This window comes from Vulcanisaeta sp. (assembly GCF_049966235.1).
GTDB lineage: Archaea > Thermoproteota > Thermoprotei > Thermoproteales > Thermocladiaceae > Vulcanisaeta > Vulcanisaeta moutnovskia.
On record NZ_JBMFVA010000001.1, the window covers coordinates 280,682 to 299,379 of the forward strand.

At 43.6% G+C, this 18,698-nt stretch carries 22 protein-coding genes, 1 tRNA gene and 2 pseudogenes; 14 read left to right on the top strand and 11 right to left on the bottom strand.

All coding sequences use genetic code 11. The features are described 5' to 3' along the window. Complete coding sequence (locus ACP5L5_RS01575) at positions 1–855, bottom strand: initiation factor 2B (protein WP_428761123.1); 855 nt, start codon at positions 853–855, stop codon at positions 1–3. 129 nt (positions 856–984) lie between these two features. Here ACP5L5_RS01575 and ACP5L5_RS01580 point away from each other — a divergent pair, with 129 nt between their 5' ends. The 4 genes from ACP5L5_RS01580 to ACP5L5_RS01595 all read left to right on the top strand — a co-directional run bounded on the left by ACP5L5_RS01580 (position 985) and on the right by ACP5L5_RS01595 (position 4,652). After that, entirely contained in the window at positions 985–1,824 is an 840-nt protein-coding gene (locus tag ACP5L5_RS01580; protein WP_428761125.1) for an ARMT1-like domain-containing protein, read from the top strand. A gap of 212 nt (positions 1,825–2,036) precedes the next feature. Beyond that, positions 2,037–3,101, top strand: a complete 1,065-nt coding sequence (locus ACP5L5_RS01585) for an FAD-dependent oxidoreductase (protein ID WP_428761127.1) — start codon at positions 2,037–2,039, stop codon at positions 3,099–3,101. A gap of 48 nt (positions 3,102–3,149) precedes the next feature. Beyond that, positions 3,150–4,058 (top strand): fumarylacetoacetate hydrolase family protein, encoded by a 909-nt coding sequence (locus tag ACP5L5_RS01590; RefSeq protein WP_428761129.1) that lies wholly within the window; start codon positions 3,150–3,152, stop codon positions 4,056–4,058. A 45-nt stretch (positions 4,059–4,103) separates the two neighbouring features. After that, positions 4,104–4,652 carry a helix-turn-helix transcriptional regulator gene (locus tag ACP5L5_RS01595; RefSeq protein ID WP_428761131.1) on the top strand — a complete coding sequence of 183 codons (549 nt, stop codon included), beginning with the start codon at positions 4,104–4,106 and terminating at the stop codon, positions 4,650–4,652. Positions 4,653–4,660: 8 nt separating this feature from the next. On the opposite strand, the gene ACP5L5_RS01600 is transcribed toward ACP5L5_RS01595, so the two are convergent. The 5 genes from ACP5L5_RS01600 to ACP5L5_RS01620 all read right to left on the bottom strand — a co-directional run bounded on the left by ACP5L5_RS01600 (position 4,661) and on the right by ACP5L5_RS01620 (position 7,262). Continuing rightward, a complete protein-coding gene (locus ACP5L5_RS01600; protein WP_428761133.1) occupies positions 4,661–4,870 on the bottom strand; it encodes a hypothetical protein in 210 nt (69 codons plus the stop codon). Further along, positions 4,870–5,682: a plastocyanin/azurin family copper-binding protein gene (locus ACP5L5_RS01605; RefSeq protein WP_428761168.1), complete on the bottom strand. Its 813-nt coding sequence runs from the start codon at positions 5,680–5,682 to the stop codon at positions 4,870–4,872. Before ACP5L5_RS01605 ends, ACP5L5_RS01600 begins: the two co-directional genes overlap by 1 nt. Positions 5,683–5,824: 142 nt before the next feature. Next, positions 5,825–5,935: transfer RNA gene (locus ACP5L5_RS01610), tRNA-Ser, on the bottom strand. Between the two features lie 45 nt (positions 5,936–5,980). Further along, on the bottom strand, positions 5,981–6,868 hold the full coding sequence (locus ACP5L5_RS01615) for an SDR family oxidoreductase (RefSeq protein WP_428761135.1): 888 nt from the start codon (positions 6,866–6,868) through the stop codon (positions 5,981–5,983). A gap of 157 nt (positions 6,869–7,025) precedes the next feature. Beyond that, positions 7,026–7,262: a hypothetical protein gene (locus tag ACP5L5_RS01620; RefSeq protein WP_428761137.1), complete on the bottom strand. Its 237-nt coding sequence runs from the start codon at positions 7,260–7,262 to the stop codon at positions 7,026–7,028. A 108-nt stretch (positions 7,263–7,370) separates the two neighbouring features. Between ACP5L5_RS01620 and ACP5L5_RS01625 the strand changes: the two genes are divergently transcribed. The 4 genes from ACP5L5_RS01625 (at position 7,371) to ACP5L5_RS01640 (ending at position 12,067) form a co-directional block, all read left to right on the top strand. Then, positions 7,371–8,981: a hypothetical protein gene (locus tag ACP5L5_RS01625; RefSeq protein WP_428761139.1), complete on the top strand. Its 1,611-nt coding sequence runs from the start codon at positions 7,371–7,373 to the stop codon at positions 8,979–8,981. 333 nt (positions 8,982–9,314) lie between these two features. Then, positions 9,315–9,557, top strand: coding sequence for a hypothetical protein (locus ACP5L5_RS01630; RefSeq protein ID WP_428761140.1), 243 nt, complete (start codon positions 9,315–9,317; stop codon positions 9,555–9,557). A gap of 233 nt (positions 9,558–9,790) precedes the next feature. Then, entirely contained in the window at positions 9,791–10,876 is a 1,086-nt protein-coding gene (locus ACP5L5_RS01635) for an AAA family ATPase (protein WP_428761142.1), read from the top strand. A 36-nt stretch (positions 10,877–10,912) separates the two neighbouring features. Next, positions 10,913–12,067 carry a radical SAM protein gene (locus ACP5L5_RS01640; RefSeq protein ID WP_428761143.1) on the top strand — a complete coding sequence of 385 codons (1,155 nt, stop codon included), beginning with the start codon at positions 10,913–10,915 and terminating at the stop codon, positions 12,065–12,067. Positions 12,068–12,193: 126 nt separating this feature from the next. On the opposite strand, the gene ACP5L5_RS01645 is transcribed toward ACP5L5_RS01640, so the two are convergent. Both ACP5L5_RS01645 and ACP5L5_RS01650 read right to left on the bottom strand, forming a co-directional pair. Further along, positions 12,194–12,412 carry a hypothetical protein gene (locus ACP5L5_RS01645; RefSeq protein WP_428761145.1) on the bottom strand — a complete coding sequence of 73 codons (219 nt, stop codon included), beginning with the start codon at positions 12,410–12,412 and terminating at the stop codon, positions 12,194–12,196. Positions 12,413–12,560: 148 nt separating this feature from the next. Then, positions 12,561–12,719, bottom strand: coding sequence for a hypothetical protein (locus ACP5L5_RS01650; protein ID WP_428761147.1), 159 nt, complete (start codon positions 12,717–12,719; stop codon positions 12,561–12,563). Between the two features lie 93 nt (positions 12,720–12,812). Here ACP5L5_RS01650 and ACP5L5_RS01655 point away from each other — a divergent pair. The 3 genes and pseudogenes from ACP5L5_RS01655 to ACP5L5_RS01665 form a co-directional block, all read left to right on the top strand. Next, a pseudogene (locus ACP5L5_RS01655) lies at positions 12,813–13,139 on the top strand (PaREP1 family protein); the annotation flags it as partial. Positions 13,140–13,466: 327 nt separating this feature from the next. Continuing rightward, a complete protein-coding gene (locus tag ACP5L5_RS01660) occupies positions 13,467–14,714 on the top strand; it encodes a nitrite/sulfite reductase (RefSeq protein WP_428761169.1) in 1,248 nt (415 codons plus the stop codon). Between the two features lie 49 nt (positions 14,715–14,763). Then, the gene (locus tag ACP5L5_RS01665) at positions 14,764–15,597 is read left to right on the top strand and encodes a DMT family transporter (protein WP_428761149.1); all 834 of its coding nucleotides are present in this window, start codon (positions 14,764–14,766) and stop codon (positions 15,595–15,597) included. A 22-nt stretch (positions 15,598–15,619) separates the two neighbouring features. Here ACP5L5_RS01665 and ACP5L5_RS01670 read toward each other — a convergent pair whose 3' ends face one another. From ACP5L5_RS01670 to ACP5L5_RS01680, 3 genes are all read right to left on the bottom strand, one after another. Next, positions 15,620–16,006: a type II toxin-antitoxin system VapC family toxin gene (locus ACP5L5_RS01670; RefSeq protein ID WP_428761151.1), complete on the bottom strand. Its 387-nt coding sequence runs from the start codon at positions 16,004–16,006 to the stop codon at positions 15,620–15,622. Continuing rightward, positions 16,003–16,245 carry a type II toxin-antitoxin system CcdA family antitoxin gene (locus tag ACP5L5_RS01675; RefSeq protein WP_428761153.1) on the bottom strand — a complete coding sequence of 81 codons (243 nt, stop codon included), beginning with the start codon at positions 16,243–16,245 and terminating at the stop codon, positions 16,003–16,005. Before ACP5L5_RS01675 ends, ACP5L5_RS01670 begins: the two co-directional genes overlap by 4 nt. Positions 16,246–16,417: 172 nt before the next feature. Beyond that, a complete protein-coding gene (locus ACP5L5_RS01680; RefSeq protein ID WP_428761154.1) occupies positions 16,418–16,564 on the bottom strand; it encodes a hypothetical protein in 147 nt (48 codons plus the stop codon). A 174-nt stretch (positions 16,565–16,738) separates the two neighbouring features. On the opposite strand from ACP5L5_RS01680, the gene ACP5L5_RS01685 reads away from it, so the two are divergent. The 3 genes and pseudogenes from ACP5L5_RS01685 to ACP5L5_RS01695 form a co-directional block, all read left to right on the top strand. Then, positions 16,739–17,035, top strand: coding sequence for a DUF2250 domain-containing protein (locus ACP5L5_RS01685; protein WP_013603538.1), 297 nt, complete (start codon positions 16,739–16,741; stop codon positions 17,033–17,035). 461 nt (positions 17,036–17,496) lie between these two features. Beyond that, positions 17,497–18,330, top strand: a complete 834-nt coding sequence (locus tag ACP5L5_RS01690) for a hypothetical protein (protein WP_428761156.1) — start codon at positions 17,497–17,499, stop codon at positions 18,328–18,330. A gap of 5 nt (positions 18,331–18,335) precedes the next feature. Then, a pseudogene (locus ACP5L5_RS01695) lies at positions 18,336–18,698 on the top strand (hypothetical protein); the annotation flags it as partial.

Sequence of the window (18,698 nt, forward strand, 5' to 3'; positions counted from 1 at the left end):
TCACTCACTTGGATTAAGAACATTATTAATAAAGAGTTCTCTCAAGTTCTCGATATCCTCAGTCTTCGGTTTCTTGATAATACTATAATCCGTTACTAAGTAATCAATTAAATCAAGAGACACCTTATCAAACAATGGAATACTTATGCTAAAGCCAGCAATATTAACATCTACCGTGTACACATCGCCAATGCCGCCAGTAGCGGCTTTATACGACTCGGAAATAACTACCGTATTCACATCAAACCTATGCGCAATGATAAATAGGGTTTCCGTACCAATCTTATTAAGGAAGTAACCATCACTGTATAGTCCATCTGCCCCTGAAATAACGTAATTAGCATTCCTCATAAAATATGCAATTGCGGAGTCAGGTATTGGTATTACATTACTTACATGACTTGAGTAATCCTTAATAGCTTGGGAAACCTCATCACCAGGTTTAGACTCCATTACGTACAGAGTCTCAAAGCACTTACCCCATCTAGAAAGGGCTTTCCTAACTGCAGAGCTATAACTAATAGTTATGGCCCTTGATCCACACATAACAGGAAACTTATCCAGATGTTTTTCTAAGCGTTCAAGGGCAGAGTCATACCAACTCCTTAATTTACTAATGACAATACCGAGATCTAAACCAGCGTTTAGTGCATGTTCAATAATATCAGCAAGATTCAGTATAGAAGCCATGCCAGGCCTAACGCTCCTTAACTCATCAAGTAATACCCTAATGTCATTAGTACTAAGCCCATTCTCTAATGCGATCCTAACGGCATCAATACCCTTAAGGAAGTACCAAGACGCCCCATGAATCCTATCCTCCCTTAACTCCCTCAATAACTCATTAATGTTCATACCCCAGCCTTAATTAGCATGGATCTGGAATTAAAAACTGTGTCCCTAGGTCATTAGGCGTGTCATCGACTAAGAATATAAAATAATTACTAAACAAATATTTATTAATCCACTACTTACTAGATCTCGATGCTATATATAGAAGCTCCCGAATGCATACTTTGCGCCCTGGAATCTAGGATACAGGAAGCAAAGAAATATGGAGTTAATGATGTAAATATGTACACACACATAACGGTACACACATCAAGACTAATACCAAGGGGTAGAACACCGCTCTTTATAGAATCCTTCGAGTTAATAACGAGAATTCTGAATAATGATGATCCACACGCTGATGAGAAAAAGGAGCTTGAGGATACGGCATCGCTAATACTCCCTAGGATAATTAATGATATTGGTAATGATATAGTAAGGTACCTTGAGGTTGCTGCCGCTGCAAATTCTGTTGATGTACCAATGAGGGATTACCAATTTGATATTGATAATTTTGTAAATAAAATTCTCGAGGAAGCCGTATTGATAAACACCTCTAAGGATGAACTAAGGAATTTATTAAGTGACTTAAGGGATGTTGGTTATGTTGTTGATAATTCTGGGGAATTTCAGGTAGATGCACTATTGATTAGAAGGTTATTGGATATGGGTGTTAGGGTTACGGTTTATGCCAGGGGACTGCCCTACGAGGTTGATGTAACCGCGGATTACGTGAGTAAGGTATTAGGGGATAGGGTGAGGGTTGTATCCACGGGTAATAGATACCCAGTATTTTACAATAGGGGTTTATGGCATGACTTAGGCACTCATGATTTAATTATTTCTAAGGGTGTTGGTAATTTCGAGGCTTACCTAGAGAGTGAACTGAAACTGAGGGTCTTATTCCTGCTTAGGGCTAAGTGCGGACCGATGATTAGATTGCTTAAGGTTCCTAAGAATAGCCCTGTCGTTTATCTACGGGATGATAAATAGGTCCTTCATGACTAATATGTAACTATAGATCTATTATCATATACTATATATTTATAGATTATTCTTTTATAATGATAATATTGAAAAAGATCTTCATATTAATTATCATAATATTTTCATAATTACTATATATTTTAAATCGATTTATAGTAAAATTACGGTTGAATTAAGCATTAGGAAAGGCTTATATAAAGGGTCTCCTTCAAGCTTTCGTGAAGTTCGCACTTAAGTGTTCTCCAGGGCAGAAGATCGAGAGGCGTAGTGAGAGGATTGCCATAATTGGCGCTGGTCCAGCGGGTCTTGGCGCTGCTGGTTACTTAATATGTAAGGGTTTTCAGGTTGATGTTTATGATAAGTTGCCAGAGCCTGGTGGATTAATGATATTTGGAATACCCGAGTACAGGGTTCCCAAGAAGAATGTGAGGGCTGGTGTTAAGGAGTTGATTGAGTTAGGCGTTAACTTCATATTGAGGACTAAGATTGTTGCTGATGAGGAGGAGCATGCTGATGGAGATGAGTTCGCAGAGAATAAGGTTCACTTTGAGCAGCTTATTAATAATTATAATGCAGTATTGATAGCTACTGGGACATGGAGATCAAGAAACCTTGGAGTACCTGGTGAGAACCTAAAGGGTGTTTACCTAGCCCTTGATTACCTTTACAGAATATACACGAGTGAATTGGGTTACTTACCCAAGTCCGTGATTTACCCAACTGGTGATAAAGTAGCTGTTATTGGTGCTGGCTTAACGGCTGTTGACGCAGCAATAGAGGCTCAGAGACAGGGTGCTAAGGAGGTTTATGTGCTCTATAGAAGGACAATAAATGAAGCACCAGCCGGCAAGGCGGAGATCCAGGGGTTGATAAAGAGGGGGATAAATTTCGTGGAACTCGTTGGCATAATGGAGGTACTGGGTAAGGAACGCGTTGAAGCTGTTAAGCTAATCAAGATGAGACTTGGTAAACCTGATAGGAGCGGTAGACCGGCACCAGAACCAATACCAGGTAGTGAGTACACCATGGACATGGACACAGTAATAGCCGCCGTTGGTGAAGTACCAACACCACCATTTAAGGATGGTTGCTGCGGCATTAAGGTAACACCACATAATACAATAGATATTGACCAGAAGCATAGAACAACGAGGAAGGGTGTATTCGCAGCCGGCGACGTAGCCACAGGACCAAGCCTAATAGGTAAGGCACTGAAGAACGGCATTGATGCAGCAATGGCAATTGAGGAATACTTGCTAAAAGGCGGGTGGAGAGAAAAATAAAACTAGTTAATAGTGATATTTAAATTATTGATTAAGTACGCAATAATCGTGAAGCTCCTTTCCTTCCTGTGGAATGGCACTGTCAGGGTTGGCGTATATACAGACAAGGGTATTTTGGATCTCCCAAGTGCCTACGTGAGTATTTATGAAGCAGCCGAAGCGCCGAGCTTTCTCTATGACATGAAGGCATTAATAAGTGGGGGTGAACCTGCCCTAAACATTATCAAGGACTTATTGGATAAGTCGTTAAGGAGTGGAGATACGGACCTATTCAGAGATCCTAATACAATTACCTGGTTACCGCCGGTGATTAACCCTGAGAAGATTCTGTGCGTTGCTGTTAATTACAGGGCTCATGGTGAAGAAAGCAGCGCTAAACCCCTCGATAGACCGTACTTCTTTCCAAAATTCCCCAACGCACTCGTTGGTCATAATCAACCAATACTCAAGCCGAGAGTCTCGAAACAAGTTGATTGGGAGGCCGAGCTAGCCCTTATCATTGGCAGGAGAGGTAAGTACATAGACACTAATAAGGCATTTGACTATGTCTTCGGCTACCTAATCCTTAATGATGTGTCAATGCGTGACTGGCAATTCCCAAGTAAGGAACCCTACGGGATGGACTGGATATACGGTAAGAGCATGGACTCATCAACACCGGTGGGTCCATATATCGTGACTAAGGACGAGATACCAGACCCACACAACCTTAGGCTTACGCTTAGGGTTAACGGCAATGTGGAGCAGGACGATAATACGAGGAACCTAATATTCAAGATACCCGAGTTGATCCATTGGGCATCCCAGGGAGTAACGCTAAAGCCTGGCGATTACATAAGCACGGGAACACCATCAGGCGTGGGCTTCCCGAAGGGGAAATTCCTAAAGAATGGTGATATTGTTGAGGCGGAAATAGAGAAAGTAGGTGCTCTAAGAAACACAGTCATTGAGGAGTGAATTGCCTAGAAGGATTTATTAAATAACGACGTTAAATGATTAATAATGAGTAATGAACGTAGTTTATTGCGTAATGTATTGATTATAATAGGTATTATAATATTGGGGGTAAGCGCGTACCTGCTTTATGGCGCAATTATCATGGTTAATTATATGGCCTATTACCACTGCATGGGTATGATGTGTGGAATGATGATGTACTACCCGTTATTCCTACCTGTGGCATTATTAACGGTGGGTGTGATGATGATAATAACGCCAATCATACTAATAAAACCCGATGGGTTTTCCCAGGGATTAAGTTATGAGATAGGGCAGAGAGATGCTGTGGAAAGTGGTTCCATGGCCGGCAATTCTGATGATTACTATGGTAGAGTTCTAAAATTACTGCCTAAGGCTGAGCGTGAGGTCCTTGAGTACGTGATTAAGTCAGGCGGTGAGATCTTTCAATACCAAATAATGAGAGATTTAGGGCTATCAAAGGTTCAGGCATGGAGGATCGTTCATAGGCTTGAGGAGAAGGGCTTGCTCGAGGTTGTTAAGGTTAAGGGTAGAAATATAGTAAGATTGAAAGATTTTAATAAAACCAACTAGGTAAAGTCTTATTGATTAGCTATTGCACGAACCATGCTCATGCCCTGGTGCTGATGATAATCACCCGAGATCCTCATTAAGCTTCTAACAACCCAAACTATCACAAGTACTATGAGTATCAGGAACAAGAGAGCTATTATGGCGCCAATTATCCAGCCAAACCATCCAAAGCTGAACCACGGACCAAAACCCCAACCCCACATGCATGGACAGGGCATTACCACCACCCCATCATACCACCCATCCAACTAGGTCCGTAATACGAACCTGGATATTGAGTAACTGGGTATGTAGGTGCCGGTGCAGTAGTGCTCACGCTATTACCCATTATGATTATTTCACCATACATGCCCTCCTCAGCATGGCCTGGATATGTGCATAGGTACCAGTACGTGCCTGGTTCAGTGATGGTGAATGCATATTCATAACCATAGGCATAACCAGCATTGTAATTGGCCGGCGGCAACCACTCCATATAAAGCATCATCTGCGGACCCATACCACCACTCATGCCTATATAGTGCATCACGTAGTATGGGTATGGCGGTGGTACCCTGGTTACTACGAAATTGTGGTACATATCATCATCAAGATTTATAAAAGTGACATGAACAACAGCACCAGCAGGTATAACTAGTGTTGGGTTTATTAGTCCGTAAATAACGAAGACATCACCATGCACGTAGGGTGGAGATGTTGCATTAAACATTTTCTCCGCATCATCACCCATCATAGCCACAACCAATAGGTTTATGTCCTTACTGGTAAATACTATGGTGTTGTTACTGGGGTAAACGTGAGCATAACTCGGTACTTCCATAACCTCCTTAATGACCTGGCTTATTGAGTATGAACCATAGGCATAACCACCATAGTAACTACCCACACCAGGACCAATGGATGAAGCACTGGGATAATTACCATAGTAATAATTATAGTAGTAATAAGGCATCACCACATAAGCCAAGCCCAAACTAACCACTAAACCAATCGCAACACCAACTGCAACCCAAATCCAAGTCTTACCCATACCAATCACGAAGCACCAACCAGTTTCCTGCATAAAAACTCTCCGTGAAACCAACCGTGTAACCACCACGTAATGCCCACGTGGCTATCACGTAACTCACCAACCAGCGACAAATTACTAATGATTACTACTAAAAATGCCTTGGTGCCGGGGCCGGGATTTGAACCCGGGCCCCCTTGCGGGGACAGGATCTCAAGTTTCGCACCGCGGAATCCGCGGACCTGCGCCTTGGACCTGGCTCGGCCACCCCGGCGGGTCAGTAAGCCATTAACTGCGATTTAAAGCTTTTCTTCATGGATCACGGCTTCACTATAGCTTTTTCAGACTCCAGTTCCTTCTTGAATATTGATAATGCGTAGTTTATGTCGTTAAGTGGTATTCTTAACAACTCAACCGCTTTCCTGTTGTTTAGGCTACTGTCTCTGGGTCTTCTAGCCCTGTAATTTACGTCAATGAGCCTTATTGGCTTTATCAATTCCTCACTAAACCCAAAGTACCTAGCTATGGCTCTTGCAAATTCGTACCTGCTCAGTCTTGGCCCAACCACGTGTATCACACCATTGAATTTAATATCAAGCAGCTTTGCGAAGGCCTCACCAATTATTGTATTCAATGTGGGTGATGACCATTGATCAGTTATTGCAGTGACCGCCTCACCTCTCATTAACTTCTCAACTACGGTCTTGCCGAAGTTCGGCCTTCCAGGCCCAGTGCCGTAGATCCAGGCAACCCTGACTATGGAGCCGCCTAGGGCTCTCGTGATTTCCTCCGCGAGGAGCTTCGTTAATCCGTAGTAATTAACGGGCCTTGGCGCATCATCCTCCGTGTACATGCCCTTCTCACCGTCGAATACGTAGTCCGTGGATAGGTAATAAATGGCGGCGCCAACCCTATAGGCAGCCGTGAGTAATTCTCTACTTGCCGCCACATTAACCCTGTAGCAAAGTTCCAATTGTTCCTCACACTGATCAACATTGCCTATTGCAGCCATGTGAATAACCACATCAGGCCTATAATCATTAATTACCCTCACAGAATCCCTCGTTAGGTCTGCCTTAACCGTAGTAACACCAGGTATATTAATTGAATGCTCATTGTAAGTACCAACAACCTCATACCTATTGACTAGGCTAATGGCAGTCTTATAACCCGGTGACGAACTAACACCAGTAATTAACGCGATCATCAAGAATAGTCCAGGTTAATGATTTATAAAGAATTCCAGGAAAGACATGTGGACATCGCATCATGGTTAAATTAGAGTGAGTTGAGTAAGGTTGTGTAGTTTTACTGAGCTTCTTCTCAAAGTTTACGAAAACATAAAATAATCTGTACCAATATATTCAATCCCTCAACAACTCAATTACGAACCTCATCACCTTACTCAACACCACCTCAGCCTCGCCAGCCTCACCACCGCACACATACCTAACCCTCACCGCCCTTGGCTCATTACTCGTTATTACGTACGTGACCCTATACCTTGGTTCAGTCAAGTTACTGCTCAGTGCCCTTACCTGCCTTATGGCCTTGACCTCCTTATCCATTATTTCGATATAGTAGTCTCCCTTGCACTCCATGCCTTAACTATAACTGGTGGGTGAACCAAAACTTTCGCTGAACTCTCTACTTATTCTCTCCATTATACTTAGAATGTTTTTTAAAGAATCCATGCGTTTGTTTGCCAAATGTCTTCTGCTCAGGTTGATAAGCCGAGGATATGCTGGGGTGTTGGGCGTGGTGGGAGGCTTGTTTGTGGTGATGAAGTCAAAGACCCGAGGGTCATTGAGGAAACCATGAGGTTAATCAATGAATTCATGAGTAGGGTCGAGAGGCATAGGGGCGTGCTGTTGAGTGATTCAGTAACTCCGTTTGATTATGCAGTGAATGCCTTAAGCAATTGGTTGAGTGGCATTGCCGTAGGTAACGGTGATGATGCAATTGCAATGCTTAGGAACGCCGAGCATGAGGTCGGCAGGAAAATGCTGGGGCTATTGAGCCAAGCCAGGGAGGGGTGGCTCAGGACCTACAAGCCGGAGCTAGAGGAGTTGATTGAAAAACTAAGGAAAGGGGAAGCAAGGATAATCATAAGCGGGGATCCATTTAACAGGAACAAGTCGTTCATGGCACACCTATACACGGAGAACTTGGCGATTAATGTGGCGAGGGTTGCTAAGTCAGGAACTATAACAATAAACATATCGCTCACCGGTTTAGAGGGCGTTAACGTTGTTGTGCCTAAGCCGCTCAGCGATGAAAAATTAAGGGCATCGCAGTACGGCTTGCTGATGACAGATGGGGCAATTGATATGAGGGGCTACCCAACAATGGGCACCAACCAACTCTGGCAGTCTGTAGCCTTTGCATTGGTGTTTCCGGGAAAGACCCACATATACATAAACGGCATAAGTATTAATAACGACAATGTAAGCATCATATGGATATTAAGGGCCATGAATTATAGGGGTAAGTTTGGGAATAAGGCCAAGATTGCCGAGGAGACTGGCTGGCTCAGTAATGATGAATTCCCGGTATTCCTACTATTCGCAGTACTCGGCGACGGCTACATAGACATTGAATATGTCTCAATCGGACTTACCATGGGTGATTCAAAACGTAAAACGTGGAGTAACATAATTGAGAGGTTGATGAGCCTTGGGTTTAGAGAGAAGAATAAGAAGCATGCGGTTGAGTACGTGGTTAAGTCCTCTAAAGCTGCCAACCTTGCCAAGAAAATGCTCAGCGACCCAATAATCAAGGCTTTGGTTGAGGACTTGGCTCAATTGCCGGATTCCGAGAAGCTTAGGCGATTGATTGAATTAACGAGCATGGAGACAAAGCCCTTAGGTAGGTCATCAATTGAGGTCGCCGGCATAAAGATGAATGTATGCATATATCATAATGGCGGAGTGGAGCTTAGAGTTCAGCGTATGGATTATGAGGATGCCGTGAGGGTTTGGGAATCGCTTAAAAACACGGGTTATAAGGAAGTCAAGCTAAGCAGGCGGGGTAAGAGGTACGTAGTATATATGGACGTGAATGCAATTATGAAGTATCCAGAGCTCACAAACAAGGCATGCGAAATAATAAGGAGGATGCTCGAGGAAACATTGAGCAGAGGCAGGGAAAATAGGGCAAAGGCAATAGCCAAGGCAATGGCGAGATTAGGCTGTCAAGACCCCGCCCAAGACCCACGGGCCTCAAATCACCTTTTAACCAGCTTTTTAACATTCATTCGCTCCTCCGGAGCGGCCACATCTTACTGTTGTTCTATTGATTTCAACTTCATTGTTATTTAATTGTAAGCTGAAAGATTTTTGGTACTATTGTTAAAATGAATTGAATTTAAAAGGAAAATTCATTAATTCATTAAGGGATGGCGAATATATAACCATACTTAAATTGTGGGTAATGGTTTCCTGCCATGGAGGTTAGTAAGTGTTGATTCAATGGCCATGTTGGTCAAGGAATGAGTTGTTGATAATGAGTACGTTATTAAGTACATTGACAGAAGTGGGATATTGCTGGGAAGAGGGGGTGGCGTATTAATAGTAGTACCGGCATGCATTGGCCGTTAAGCGTTCTTAGGCTGTGAGGAAGGAATTAAAGCTGTCCGTGATGGTCATTTGATCGTGGTCCTGGAAACGCTAGATACGTATAGGTTAGGGTTACGTAGGTTGGGCATTAAGCTAAATAATGATGCGGTAACCGCAATAGTTGGTTTAATAGTGACGATAGGGTTTATGGCATTCATAAGGCTTATTAGACCGATAACCCTATCACTCCATAGGGACGTGGCCGGTATGGCCCTATTCCTAATAACTGCCCTGTTCTTCCTATGGCTATTAATATCCTCAATCAAGGAACATAGGTAGGATCAAGCATTCTTAAGGGTAGTAAAGCATAGGCTCAAGCTAAAAACTACGAGAAGGTAACTTAGGAAGACGGCATACGCATCTTCCCGGTATTTTTAGTACTATAATTCACGACTATTTATTACCTTATTATCCTAACATAATGCAGCCATTTTTCATTAGTCTGATCTCTTAGGGAACTGCCTGAAGAATAAATTTATTAGGGGTACTCCAAATTATTTGGGGTTCCCTAAATGCTTTTTAGTATTGAGCCTAAAAGTAGAAAGGAGGATCTCTATGATTTTAATCATGAATTGGAGATGCTCATAAAATTCCTGGGAAGTTCAAGATTAACGCTGGTCACGGGCCTTAGGAGGACCGGTAAGACCTCGTTGATGAGGGTTGCGCTTAACGAGGCTGGTATTGACTATATATACCTTGATGTTAGGTTTAGTGTGTATACGAGCTATCGTGACGTGCTTGACCTATTCGTGAATGCCCTTAACGATCTTCTACGTAGGAAATCCTCAATTATGGATAAGATCATCAATGCTCTTAAGGGTATTGAGGGTTTAAGGATATCCCTTAACCCGCCTGAAATAGCCGTCAAATTTAGAGGTAAGCCGCGAGTTAGTATTACCGATCTGCTCACTAGGCTAAATGATGTTGGTGAGCTCGTGGTAATTGCGGTTGACGAGGCGCAGGAGTTGAGGAAGGTTAATTGGCTTAGGTTCGATAGGCTGTTCGCCTACGTCTTTGACAACCTAGCGAATATAAGGCTCGTCCTATCAGGTTCGCAGGTCGGCCTTCTTTATAGCTTTCTCGGGCTTCACGACCCTAAGGCACCACTTTTTGGTAGGGCCTACATGGAGGTTAAGACGAGGAGGTTAAGCCCGGACGAATCGATGGACTTCCTCGAACGCGGTTTCAACCAATTAGGCATCAACTGTCCTAAGGATGCCTTAGAGAGGGCTGTGGAAACATTTGATGGGATTATCGGCTGGTTAACGTATTTCGGCTACACATACGCAATGAGGGGCTCTGCGGACTTTGACGGGATATTGAGGGATGCTGTCCAACTGGCGTTAGGTGAGTTACGGAACTTAGTAACCTCACTCAGGAGTAGTAGGTACTCGGTAATACTAAGGGCACTGGCTAGGGAGGCGATGCCGTGGAGGTTGATTAAGCGTAGGCTCGAGGATTACGAGGGTAGGGAAGTAAATGCCGCAACAATCTCTGAATTACTAAGCAACCTAGTGAACCTGGGCATTATTGAGAAGGTAGATGATTACTACAGGATTTCCGACCCAGTATACAGACTCGCTGCCGAGCACCTGTAAGGGATTTAATACGGGCTATGATTAATACCGCCGTAAATGGACCTAATTAGGTACCTGGAATTTAAGGAAAAGCTAAGGAATAAACTAGAGAACGAATTAAGCCCTGAATCAATCGAGAGAGCTAGGAAGGATCCGCATGCGAGGAGGTATCCGAGGCCGTGTGGCATGACGATACACACAGGAATTGGATGCACATACTCATGTACCTACTGTTACATCTACGACATGGGATTTCCACATAAAGCACAGCCATACCCACTAAGTGGCAAAGAGCTGCTCTATGTATTGACGCTTAATCCGTACGTGGTTCTTGGACCTGGCGGTACAATGTTTGCCATGGGTTCGGTAACCGAGCCTTTCCTACCCGAGACTAGGGATAGGGCTCTCGAGTATATCGAGGTTCTCGGTTCACTCGGTAATCCACTGCAGGTTAGTAGCAAGTCCGTACTTAATGATGAGTATATAATTAAGATTAAGGGGTACGCACCGCACATCAGCTTCCTCGAGACTGTGGTGTGCATAAGGGATTGCAGGAAGATAGAGCCATTGGCTCCCGATCCGATGGATAGGCTTGAATTTATGGGTAGGCTCGTCAAGGCTGGTATTAACGTGGGCCTATTTATGAGGCCTATAATACCTGGGATTACTGATAGGGACGCTAAGGAAATCCTTGAGTTAGCGAGGGAGGTTGGTGTTAAGACTGTGGTACTAGGTACTTTAAGGATCACTAAAAATATATACATCAGGCTTAGGAGCATCGACATTAATCTCGATGATAGGCTGCCAACGGGTAGGTTGGGTAGAGAGCAGGTTCCGATAAGGGCTAGGGATCTTAAGGATTGGATAGCCGGGAAGGCCCGTGAAATGGGGTTTAGGGTTTACGAGGCGGCTTGTGGGGCTAATATCGAGGCTGCTGGCCTTGGTTGTTGGGCCTGTAGGTGGGGTCCGTGTGGTGATTTAAGTAAGTTACCTAATGTTGATGCTAGAGATGTTAATGAGTTCCTGAAGTACCTTGGTTATTCAGGTAGTGTTGAGCAATTGGGTGATAGGAGGATTGTTGTTAGGCTCGATAGTGGTGATGTCCGTAGGGTTGAGGCATTACTTAGGGAGCTGCTTAGGCGTGAGGTAATTATCAAGGGTCACTCAAGGCCTCATTGTGCGGCTACTAGTGCGTGCGGCGATTATGACTAATTGAGGTGAAGGTTTACCATGTGCAAATCTATTAATGATCATTTAGTACTATTTGATGCCATGAGTTTATCTAATGCCGTGTCTAGCGTGATTGAATTGTTTAGGATGAATATTGGGTCAGCATAATTATTCAGTCGGCCAAATACTGATTGTTATATTTACGCCGTATATCGGGCCAGATCTTATGTTGTTGATCTCGTTTACCTCGTTTCTTGGCATTAATTCTATGTGCATTGTTGCCTCGCCATTGGCTGTGTAGACGCACACGTGTATTACGCCTATCCTGGTCCCGTTCGGTGCGAGGACTTCGAAGTCATAGTAGTAATAAACCCTGTCTGAGACCATGTGAGTTCCATTGGCGATCCAGGAGGTTTCAACGCCGTAGTCGTAGAGGACGAGTTTGCCCTCATCTGTGTAATTTACGACTGAGGAGACGACGCCTAGGTAGAATTTTACATTGCTCAGCAGGTTATTTAGGTACTTGCTCAGGGCGTTAATTAATTGCGGGGGTGATCATCGACGTGACCATCGGGTTTGTTGTGTTGATCATTATGTATAGTGGTATGCAGAATGTCTCATTTCTGTAAGGCACTATGTTGGGCCATGGTGGGAAGTTGAATGGTACGAAACATGCCATTGGTCCTATGATCACGTTGACGGTTTCTCCAAAGGCGTGGGTGACGAAGCTGAAGCCTGGGGGCTTATCAGGAATGCCGCGGGAAGGGCGTACTAGGCCTGGAAGACCCTTGTGGCGGCGTTCACGGCGGAGAACAGGGATAGGTTGAGGGGTGTATTTAAGGGCGTGGTTAGGTTGAGGGGTAATAGGATTGTTGAGAAGGTTGATTGGATAATAGCCTTAATGCTAAGCAATGCCTTAAAGCGTGTGTCGCAGATCATAGGTGGCAATATTAACGTGTACATAAACCTCGCCATACTACTTCACCAGTACCAATACAATGGGCCTGACACCCAAGGGATACTAAGCCAATACTGGGACGACGAATCAGCAAAAATTGATATAATTCAATTACTAGACATAATAGATAAACTACTGCGTGAAAGAGATTTTTAGACATTCTTAGGCTTGAATTATTATTGTGAATTTGGTGGAGTGAGCACTAACCTTGGTGCAGTGGTTCGTGTTTTTGTTGTAACATGTTCAATATTGAAGACTTAAATAGTTACTGACCGTCGAATTAGTGTGTCTTCGTTTAAGTATTCCGATATTTATAAGGTGGTTTATCCGAGGAGGCATGAGGGTATTTATAAGAACCGTGGTGATAATCCCTGGGTTTCGATAAGGATTAGGCAGGGTATTGGTCGTGACCCAAGTAAGTGGTTTTCAAACCAATTAAGGGTTATTGCTGAGGTCAGCAAGGTGTATAGTGATGGTAGGGCGATGCTTGGAACGAGGGGTGATATTGAGATTTTCAAGGTCGACTTTAGGCTCTTTGATGAGGTTGTGACTAAGCTTAAGGAGGTTGGTCTCGACCCTAGGGATTCCTGCGGTAACTCTGTTAGGAATCCAATACCATGCACGTCGCAGTTCTGCCCATATGCGCATATTAATGCCGAGGTGTTATCGATATTCATAGGTGATTACTTTAGGTATAAAAGTGAGTATGAGCATCCATTGCTTCCGCACAGGATTAAGATATCAATATCGGCGTGTGAGAGAGCATGTGCGGTACCTGTGGCTCAGGATATTGGTATTGTGGCTAAGTCCAATGGTAAGTTCGATATTTACCTGGGTGGTGGTATTGGTGAGCATGCCTTCAGTGCCAAGCTGGCTTTTACTGACGTTGATGCTGAGGACGTACTGCCAATCTGCGTTGGTGTTGCGGAGGTATTCAGGAGGTCTAATGAACGTAGAGGGTTTAAATGGGTAGTTAAGCTACGTGGACTTGATAAGGTCAAGGAGGAGGTCTTGGCAATAGCCAGGGAGGTTAAGCCGAAACTACCAAAACCACCCGACTTGAGTCCCAGGTTTATTAAGTCGAGGATTATTAAGGTTCCATACCCAACTGGTTGGGTTACGGCTAACGAATTAATTAAATTGGCCGATGTGGCTGATAAATATGGTTTTAGCTACGTATTACTATTTAATAATCAAAGCGTTTACATACCAATACGTGAAGGTGTTGATAAGATCGAGGAATTGAGTAACTACGAGATTAAAAGCCCTGGGCCTATTTATCCCGAGGGTCCAATAACCGTTGCATGCCTAGGGAATGAGTTATGTCCACCGGGGCTTATAGATACGACAAGCCTTGGACGTAAAATACACATACATCTTAGTAGGCTTAATGAACCAATTAGGGTTGGTGTAAGTGGTTGTACTCATGACTGTGGAATGTCGTGGATTGCAGACATAGGACTGGAACCCTTTGGCTCTAAAACAAGGATATTATTAACCATAGGTGGTACACCCACCGCATTGGGCTTCGTCATCGGTACTGTTGATCCTAAGGATGCAGAGCTTGTGGTGCAGGCATTGCTGGATATGTATAGGGGATCAGGTGTTCGTGGGGTTAGGGATTTCGTAACTAAGGTCGGTATTGATGCCATCAGGAGTGAACTGGCTAAGCACGTACCCTCATTTAGGCCGCCGGATAAGGATATTGGGGTCGTCTTCGGCCCTGACTAACCCTAAGGGAATACTCTTTAAAACGAGTAAGTTACATTTATTCACGCTTATGATTGTTGAGGATTTACCTGCCCTATCAACGGCCATTATCTGGGCTTGGGCATCAATAATGTATGGCGACTTCATGAGGAGTATGAACCCATTAACCGTGAACTTCCTCAGGATGTTCTACGCCTCAGTAATACTATTAATTCCTGCAATCGTGCTTGGTCTCAATTATGGAGCCGTATGGGGCTCCCTGAGCGGTTTATTGTCGCTCGTTATTGGTGATTCGTTATATCTATTCTCAATAAATTATTCAGGGGTTTCGATCGCAGCTCCCGTTTCTTACACATACATACCCCTGACCGTGTTGTTTGCGGTATTCCTAGGTGAACCACTGACGATGCCTAAGTTGCTGGCGAGTATACTACTCATACCTGGTGTCTACTTGTTATCGCGTAGTGGTGGTTCGAGGAGGGAGATTAAGGGCTTGTTCCTCGGTCTTGGCGCAGCCATTGCCTGGGCGGTTGGCCAAACAATGATTAAGGTTGCCGATATTGCTGAGCTTAATCCGGTCTCGATAGCTTTCACGCGAGTTGTAGCGGCAGGTATTGTGCTGTTTCTGGTCAATTATTTCATGGGAAATGACGTGATTAATGCCATTAAGAGGACTGTGCGTAGTTACTTACCAATTGTCGCTGTGCTTGACCTGGGCCTTGGCGTTGCCCTATTCGCCTTCTCAATGGATTTGGTAGGTCTTGGGCTTACCGTGATACTGACAGGCACGATGCCATTAATAACCCAGCTTATGTCGAGTGCCATGGGTAGGGAGAAATTTAGTGTTGTTAAGTTCCTTGGTGCGTTAGTAATAGTAATAGCGATTGTTTTAGTGGTTCTTTAATGATGATTGCCGTGATTAACGACTATATTTGCAATTCTCCAACACTTATCGCAATATTGGGGAACTTGGCTATTAACTCCCTATCCTCGGTCACCAGCTTTGCATTGAGTTTCATCGTTAGATAAACATAGGATGCATCATAATAGGTTATGTTCATCCTTCTGGCTAGGTTAATGATATCGCCGTTTAGGCCTATTGGTATGACATTCATAAATCCAATGACATTATTAAATACTTTAAGCAACAGTTCAATATTCACAGTGGTTAACTTACTAATTTTCCATAGATAATTACCAATCTCATAATATGCTAAGTCGACGGTGTATTGATTCCTTAAGGCATTAACTGCCTTATCTGGTTTAAGCTCTACCAACCTTATAATGGCGCTTGCATCAAACACTAGGTTCATCTTGAGTCACGGTCCGTGCGTATGCTTCTTACGACGAAGTCATCGCCATAAATCTCGCTAATTTTCCTAAGCTCCTTGGAAGCCTCCTTAAGTAATTCAATTAGTTCCTCATTTTCCCTACGCATTACTTCCTCCTCGAGAGCTTTACGTAAAACCTCAGAAACGTTAATACCATACCTCCTAGCCTTCTCAAGAACCTCTCTCCTGACCTTAGTTGATACTGTAACCCAATTACTCACGTTACTACATTATAAATTCCTACCTATAAACATTACTCCATTATTGGTAATACATTTCTCCCAACCACCAGTTTGTTATTAATGAATGAGTCAATCATATGCATCAACCCTACTTACCTAACCTATGATAGACCCTGAAAGGAACACTAAAGAACATGAGAGAGTTGCCTAATTATCTCTTGAAATTAAATGCAATGGCCAATAACCTATACATCTCAAGCACGTTCTGCTCCGTCAAGCTAACATCCCTGAGTACATACTTATTGAAATGGTTTAGCCTAATAACGATCTTCTTAGCCACGACCCTAAAAAATCTCATTATAAGTCAAGCGGCGCATGACGGTTTACTTCGATTTTAAAAGCCAAAAGTACCCGTTAAATATTATGTTAAATTACATTCCTTGCTTTAAATACTAACAGTTTCACTTAGTTACTCCAAATTTTGACAGAGTCAATTTTAATTAATGTACCCTATGATATTAATCCATACCCTATGGATGGACTCACGAATAAGGACATTGCCGTACTCATGCACCTGAAGAGGGCCAATGTGGATTACGGTAAGTCAATAGCCATAAACACGGGCATCCCGCTCGAGGAGGTTCTGCAGATACTGGATAGGCTTGAGGCTATGGGCCTTATTGAGAGGGTCAGGGGAGGTAAGACGTTGAAGAGGAGTGTTGCGCGTTTTAAGCTCAGTAATGAGGTTCGTAAGCACCACGTTTATTACAGGCTCTCAAGGCGTGGAGAATTACTCGTTAGAAGCATTAAGAGGAGCAATAATGCGTGAGGGATTGATCCTTAGCTTAGATGACTGCCTGGCCTCTTAATTAGCTTAATCATTGGGTAACTCCACGTAAAACCCACGAGTTTAAGATGGAAGTTAAAGGATTAGAAATAGCGTAATGCAATTACTAACTGGGGGCATGTGCTTTCTGCTTGATATAACATGGCTATACTGTAGTACGAAGTATACAGCACTTTGGAACGCATCTACATAGTAACTACCCGATAAATAATTTGGATAGGTATAGAACCAAAAGGCTCGCTGACAAACTTCAAAAAAGCCATAGAAGCAATCACCAACACACTAACGAGACAGGCAAAAGCCCTATTAACAGGATCAATAAGCTTGGTGTAAGTGATTTTTCAACTCTGCTCGAATCACTTTTTATGAACAGGCAAAGTAAAAAAAGTTCAGTGAATTAGGTAAAACCGGTGGTTATGGGCCTAAAAATGAGGTGGTCAATTTTGGTTGTTTTAGTTATTGCCGCAGTGGTGGTTGTTTCCTTGCTTATTGGGTTTGCCTTTATTAAGCGTGGTCATGAGGGGGTTGTTAGTGCGGGTGGTAATTCCTCGAGGCATTTACCTCCGCTCCCCGTTCCGCAATTCATTTATTATGGGAGTTTGGCGTGCAATGGTGGTGTTGTTATTCCAGGTAACTCCCTCATTGTGCTTATCTACCATGTTCATGGGAACGTACTCATAAACTACGTGAGCATACCCATTGATGTGCCGCTCGCGGTAATTAACTACTCACTGCCAGGCCCGTCACAGCCGGGCATGGTTATGGGCATGGGCGTTTACCTAAACGGCACATTAATAGCCACAAGCATAGCCTCGCCAACAACGGCAATAGCCACCATCGTAAACACCACATACCCACTTGGCAATAAGACGGTGTCCTTCTGGCAGTATGCAAGGGCGGCAAATTGGTCAGTAATACACACAGGCTTTGGCGCCGAATTCCCGCCAATCAATGCGACGCCAGGCGACGTGATAGCCGTTGCCATATACTCCTCAATACCCTACATACTACCATCATGCAACGTGAGCACCGAGGCTGAGGAGATCCAGTTAATGGTTAGTAATAAATGGATCGGCTTCATACCCCACTACCCAAACGCAACACCAACCGCGATGCAGCTTTACATAGAGGGTACGTACATAACTGAGGAGCCCATAATCTACATAGCCATTGCCCAGGGGCTACCCAGGGTTATAAGCATGAACAACCTAACAATATTCATGAAAAACACAGCACCAGACTACATAATAGCACGCTACATGCCACGCTACTGGTGACAAACATGATGAAGAACCCGAAGATAATGATTATCACCTCATTAACGTTTTTAATCGTATTAACGGTGATGCTGGTATTACCAAGAATCCCCATCCCAAGCACCACTGAGAGATCCATTAATCAGAGAATAATAATGATCACGGGTAATAACCTAACTCTGACCAGCATAGACGTGCCGATCTACGTCATCGGGCCAACAACGCTCACCCAGGAATTGGTCAGTGCGGGCATAAGTCAATTGCTAATTAGGCCGATAACGATTGCCCAATTACCGAGTCTACCAAACAGCAGCATAATCGTTATTGATTGGTCCGTGATTGGTCCTGGCTTGGTTGTTAATGAGAGCGGTTCTGTTTTTATTGATGTT

Excerpts from the sequence above, each read along its gene's own strand:
- ACP5L5_RS01685 (WP_013603538.1), top strand. The coding sequence starts at position 16,739 with ATGGATGGACTCACGAATAAGGACATTGCCGTACTCATGCACCTGAAG.
- ACP5L5_RS01665 (WP_428761149.1), top strand. The coding sequence starts at position 14,764 with ATGATTGTTGAGGATTTACCTGCCCTATCAACGGCCATTATCTGGGCT.
- ACP5L5_RS01580 (WP_428761125.1), top strand. The coding sequence starts at position 985 with ATGCTATATATAGAAGCTCCCGAATGCATACTTTGCGCCCTGGAATCT.
- ACP5L5_RS01645 (WP_428761145.1), bottom strand. The coding sequence starts at position 12,412 with ATGGTCTCAGACAGGGTTTATTACTACTATGACTTCGAAGTCCTCGCA.
- ACP5L5_RS01625 (WP_428761139.1), top strand. The coding sequence starts at position 7,371 with ATGTCTTCTGCTCAGGTTGATAAGCCGAGGATATGCTGGGGTGTTGGG.
- ACP5L5_RS01660 (WP_428761169.1), top strand. The coding sequence starts at position 13,467 with ATGCTTGGAACGAGGGGTGATATTGAGATTTTCAAGGTCGACTTTAGG.
- ACP5L5_RS01620 (WP_428761137.1), bottom strand. The coding sequence starts at position 7,262 with ATGGAGTGCAAGGGAGACTACTATATCGAAATAATGGATAAGGAGGTC.
- ACP5L5_RS01595 (WP_428761131.1), top strand. The coding sequence starts at position 4,104 with ATGAGTAATGAACGTAGTTTATTGCGTAATGTATTGATTATAATAGGT.
- ACP5L5_RS01600 (WP_428761133.1), bottom strand. The coding sequence starts at position 4,870 with ATGCCCTGTCCATGCATGTGGGGTTGGGGTTTTGGTCCGTGGTTCAGC.
- ACP5L5_RS01635 (WP_428761142.1), top strand. The coding sequence starts at position 9,791 with ATGCTTTTTAGTATTGAGCCTAAAAGTAGAAAGGAGGATCTCTATGAT.
- ACP5L5_RS01575 (WP_428761123.1), bottom strand. The coding sequence starts at position 855 with ATGAACATTAATGAGTTATTGAGGGAGTTAAGGGAGGATAGGATTCAT.
- ACP5L5_RS01680 (WP_428761154.1), bottom strand. The coding sequence starts at position 16,564 with ATGAGATTTTTTAGGGTCGTGGCTAAGAAGATCGTTATTAGGCTAAAC.
- ACP5L5_RS01605 (WP_428761168.1), bottom strand. The coding sequence starts at position 5,682 with ATGGGTAAGACTTGGATTTGGGTTGCAGTTGGTGTTGCGATTGGTTTA.
- ACP5L5_RS01640 (WP_428761143.1), top strand. The coding sequence starts at position 10,913 with ATGGACCTAATTAGGTACCTGGAATTTAAGGAAAAGCTAAGGAATAAA.
- ACP5L5_RS01615 (WP_428761135.1), bottom strand. The coding sequence starts at position 6,868 with ATGATCGCGTTAATTACTGGTGTTAGTTCGTCACCGGGTTATAAGACT.
- ACP5L5_RS01670 (WP_428761151.1), bottom strand. The coding sequence starts at position 16,006 with ATGAACCTAGTGTTTGATGCAAGCGCCATTATAAGGTTGGTAGAGCTT.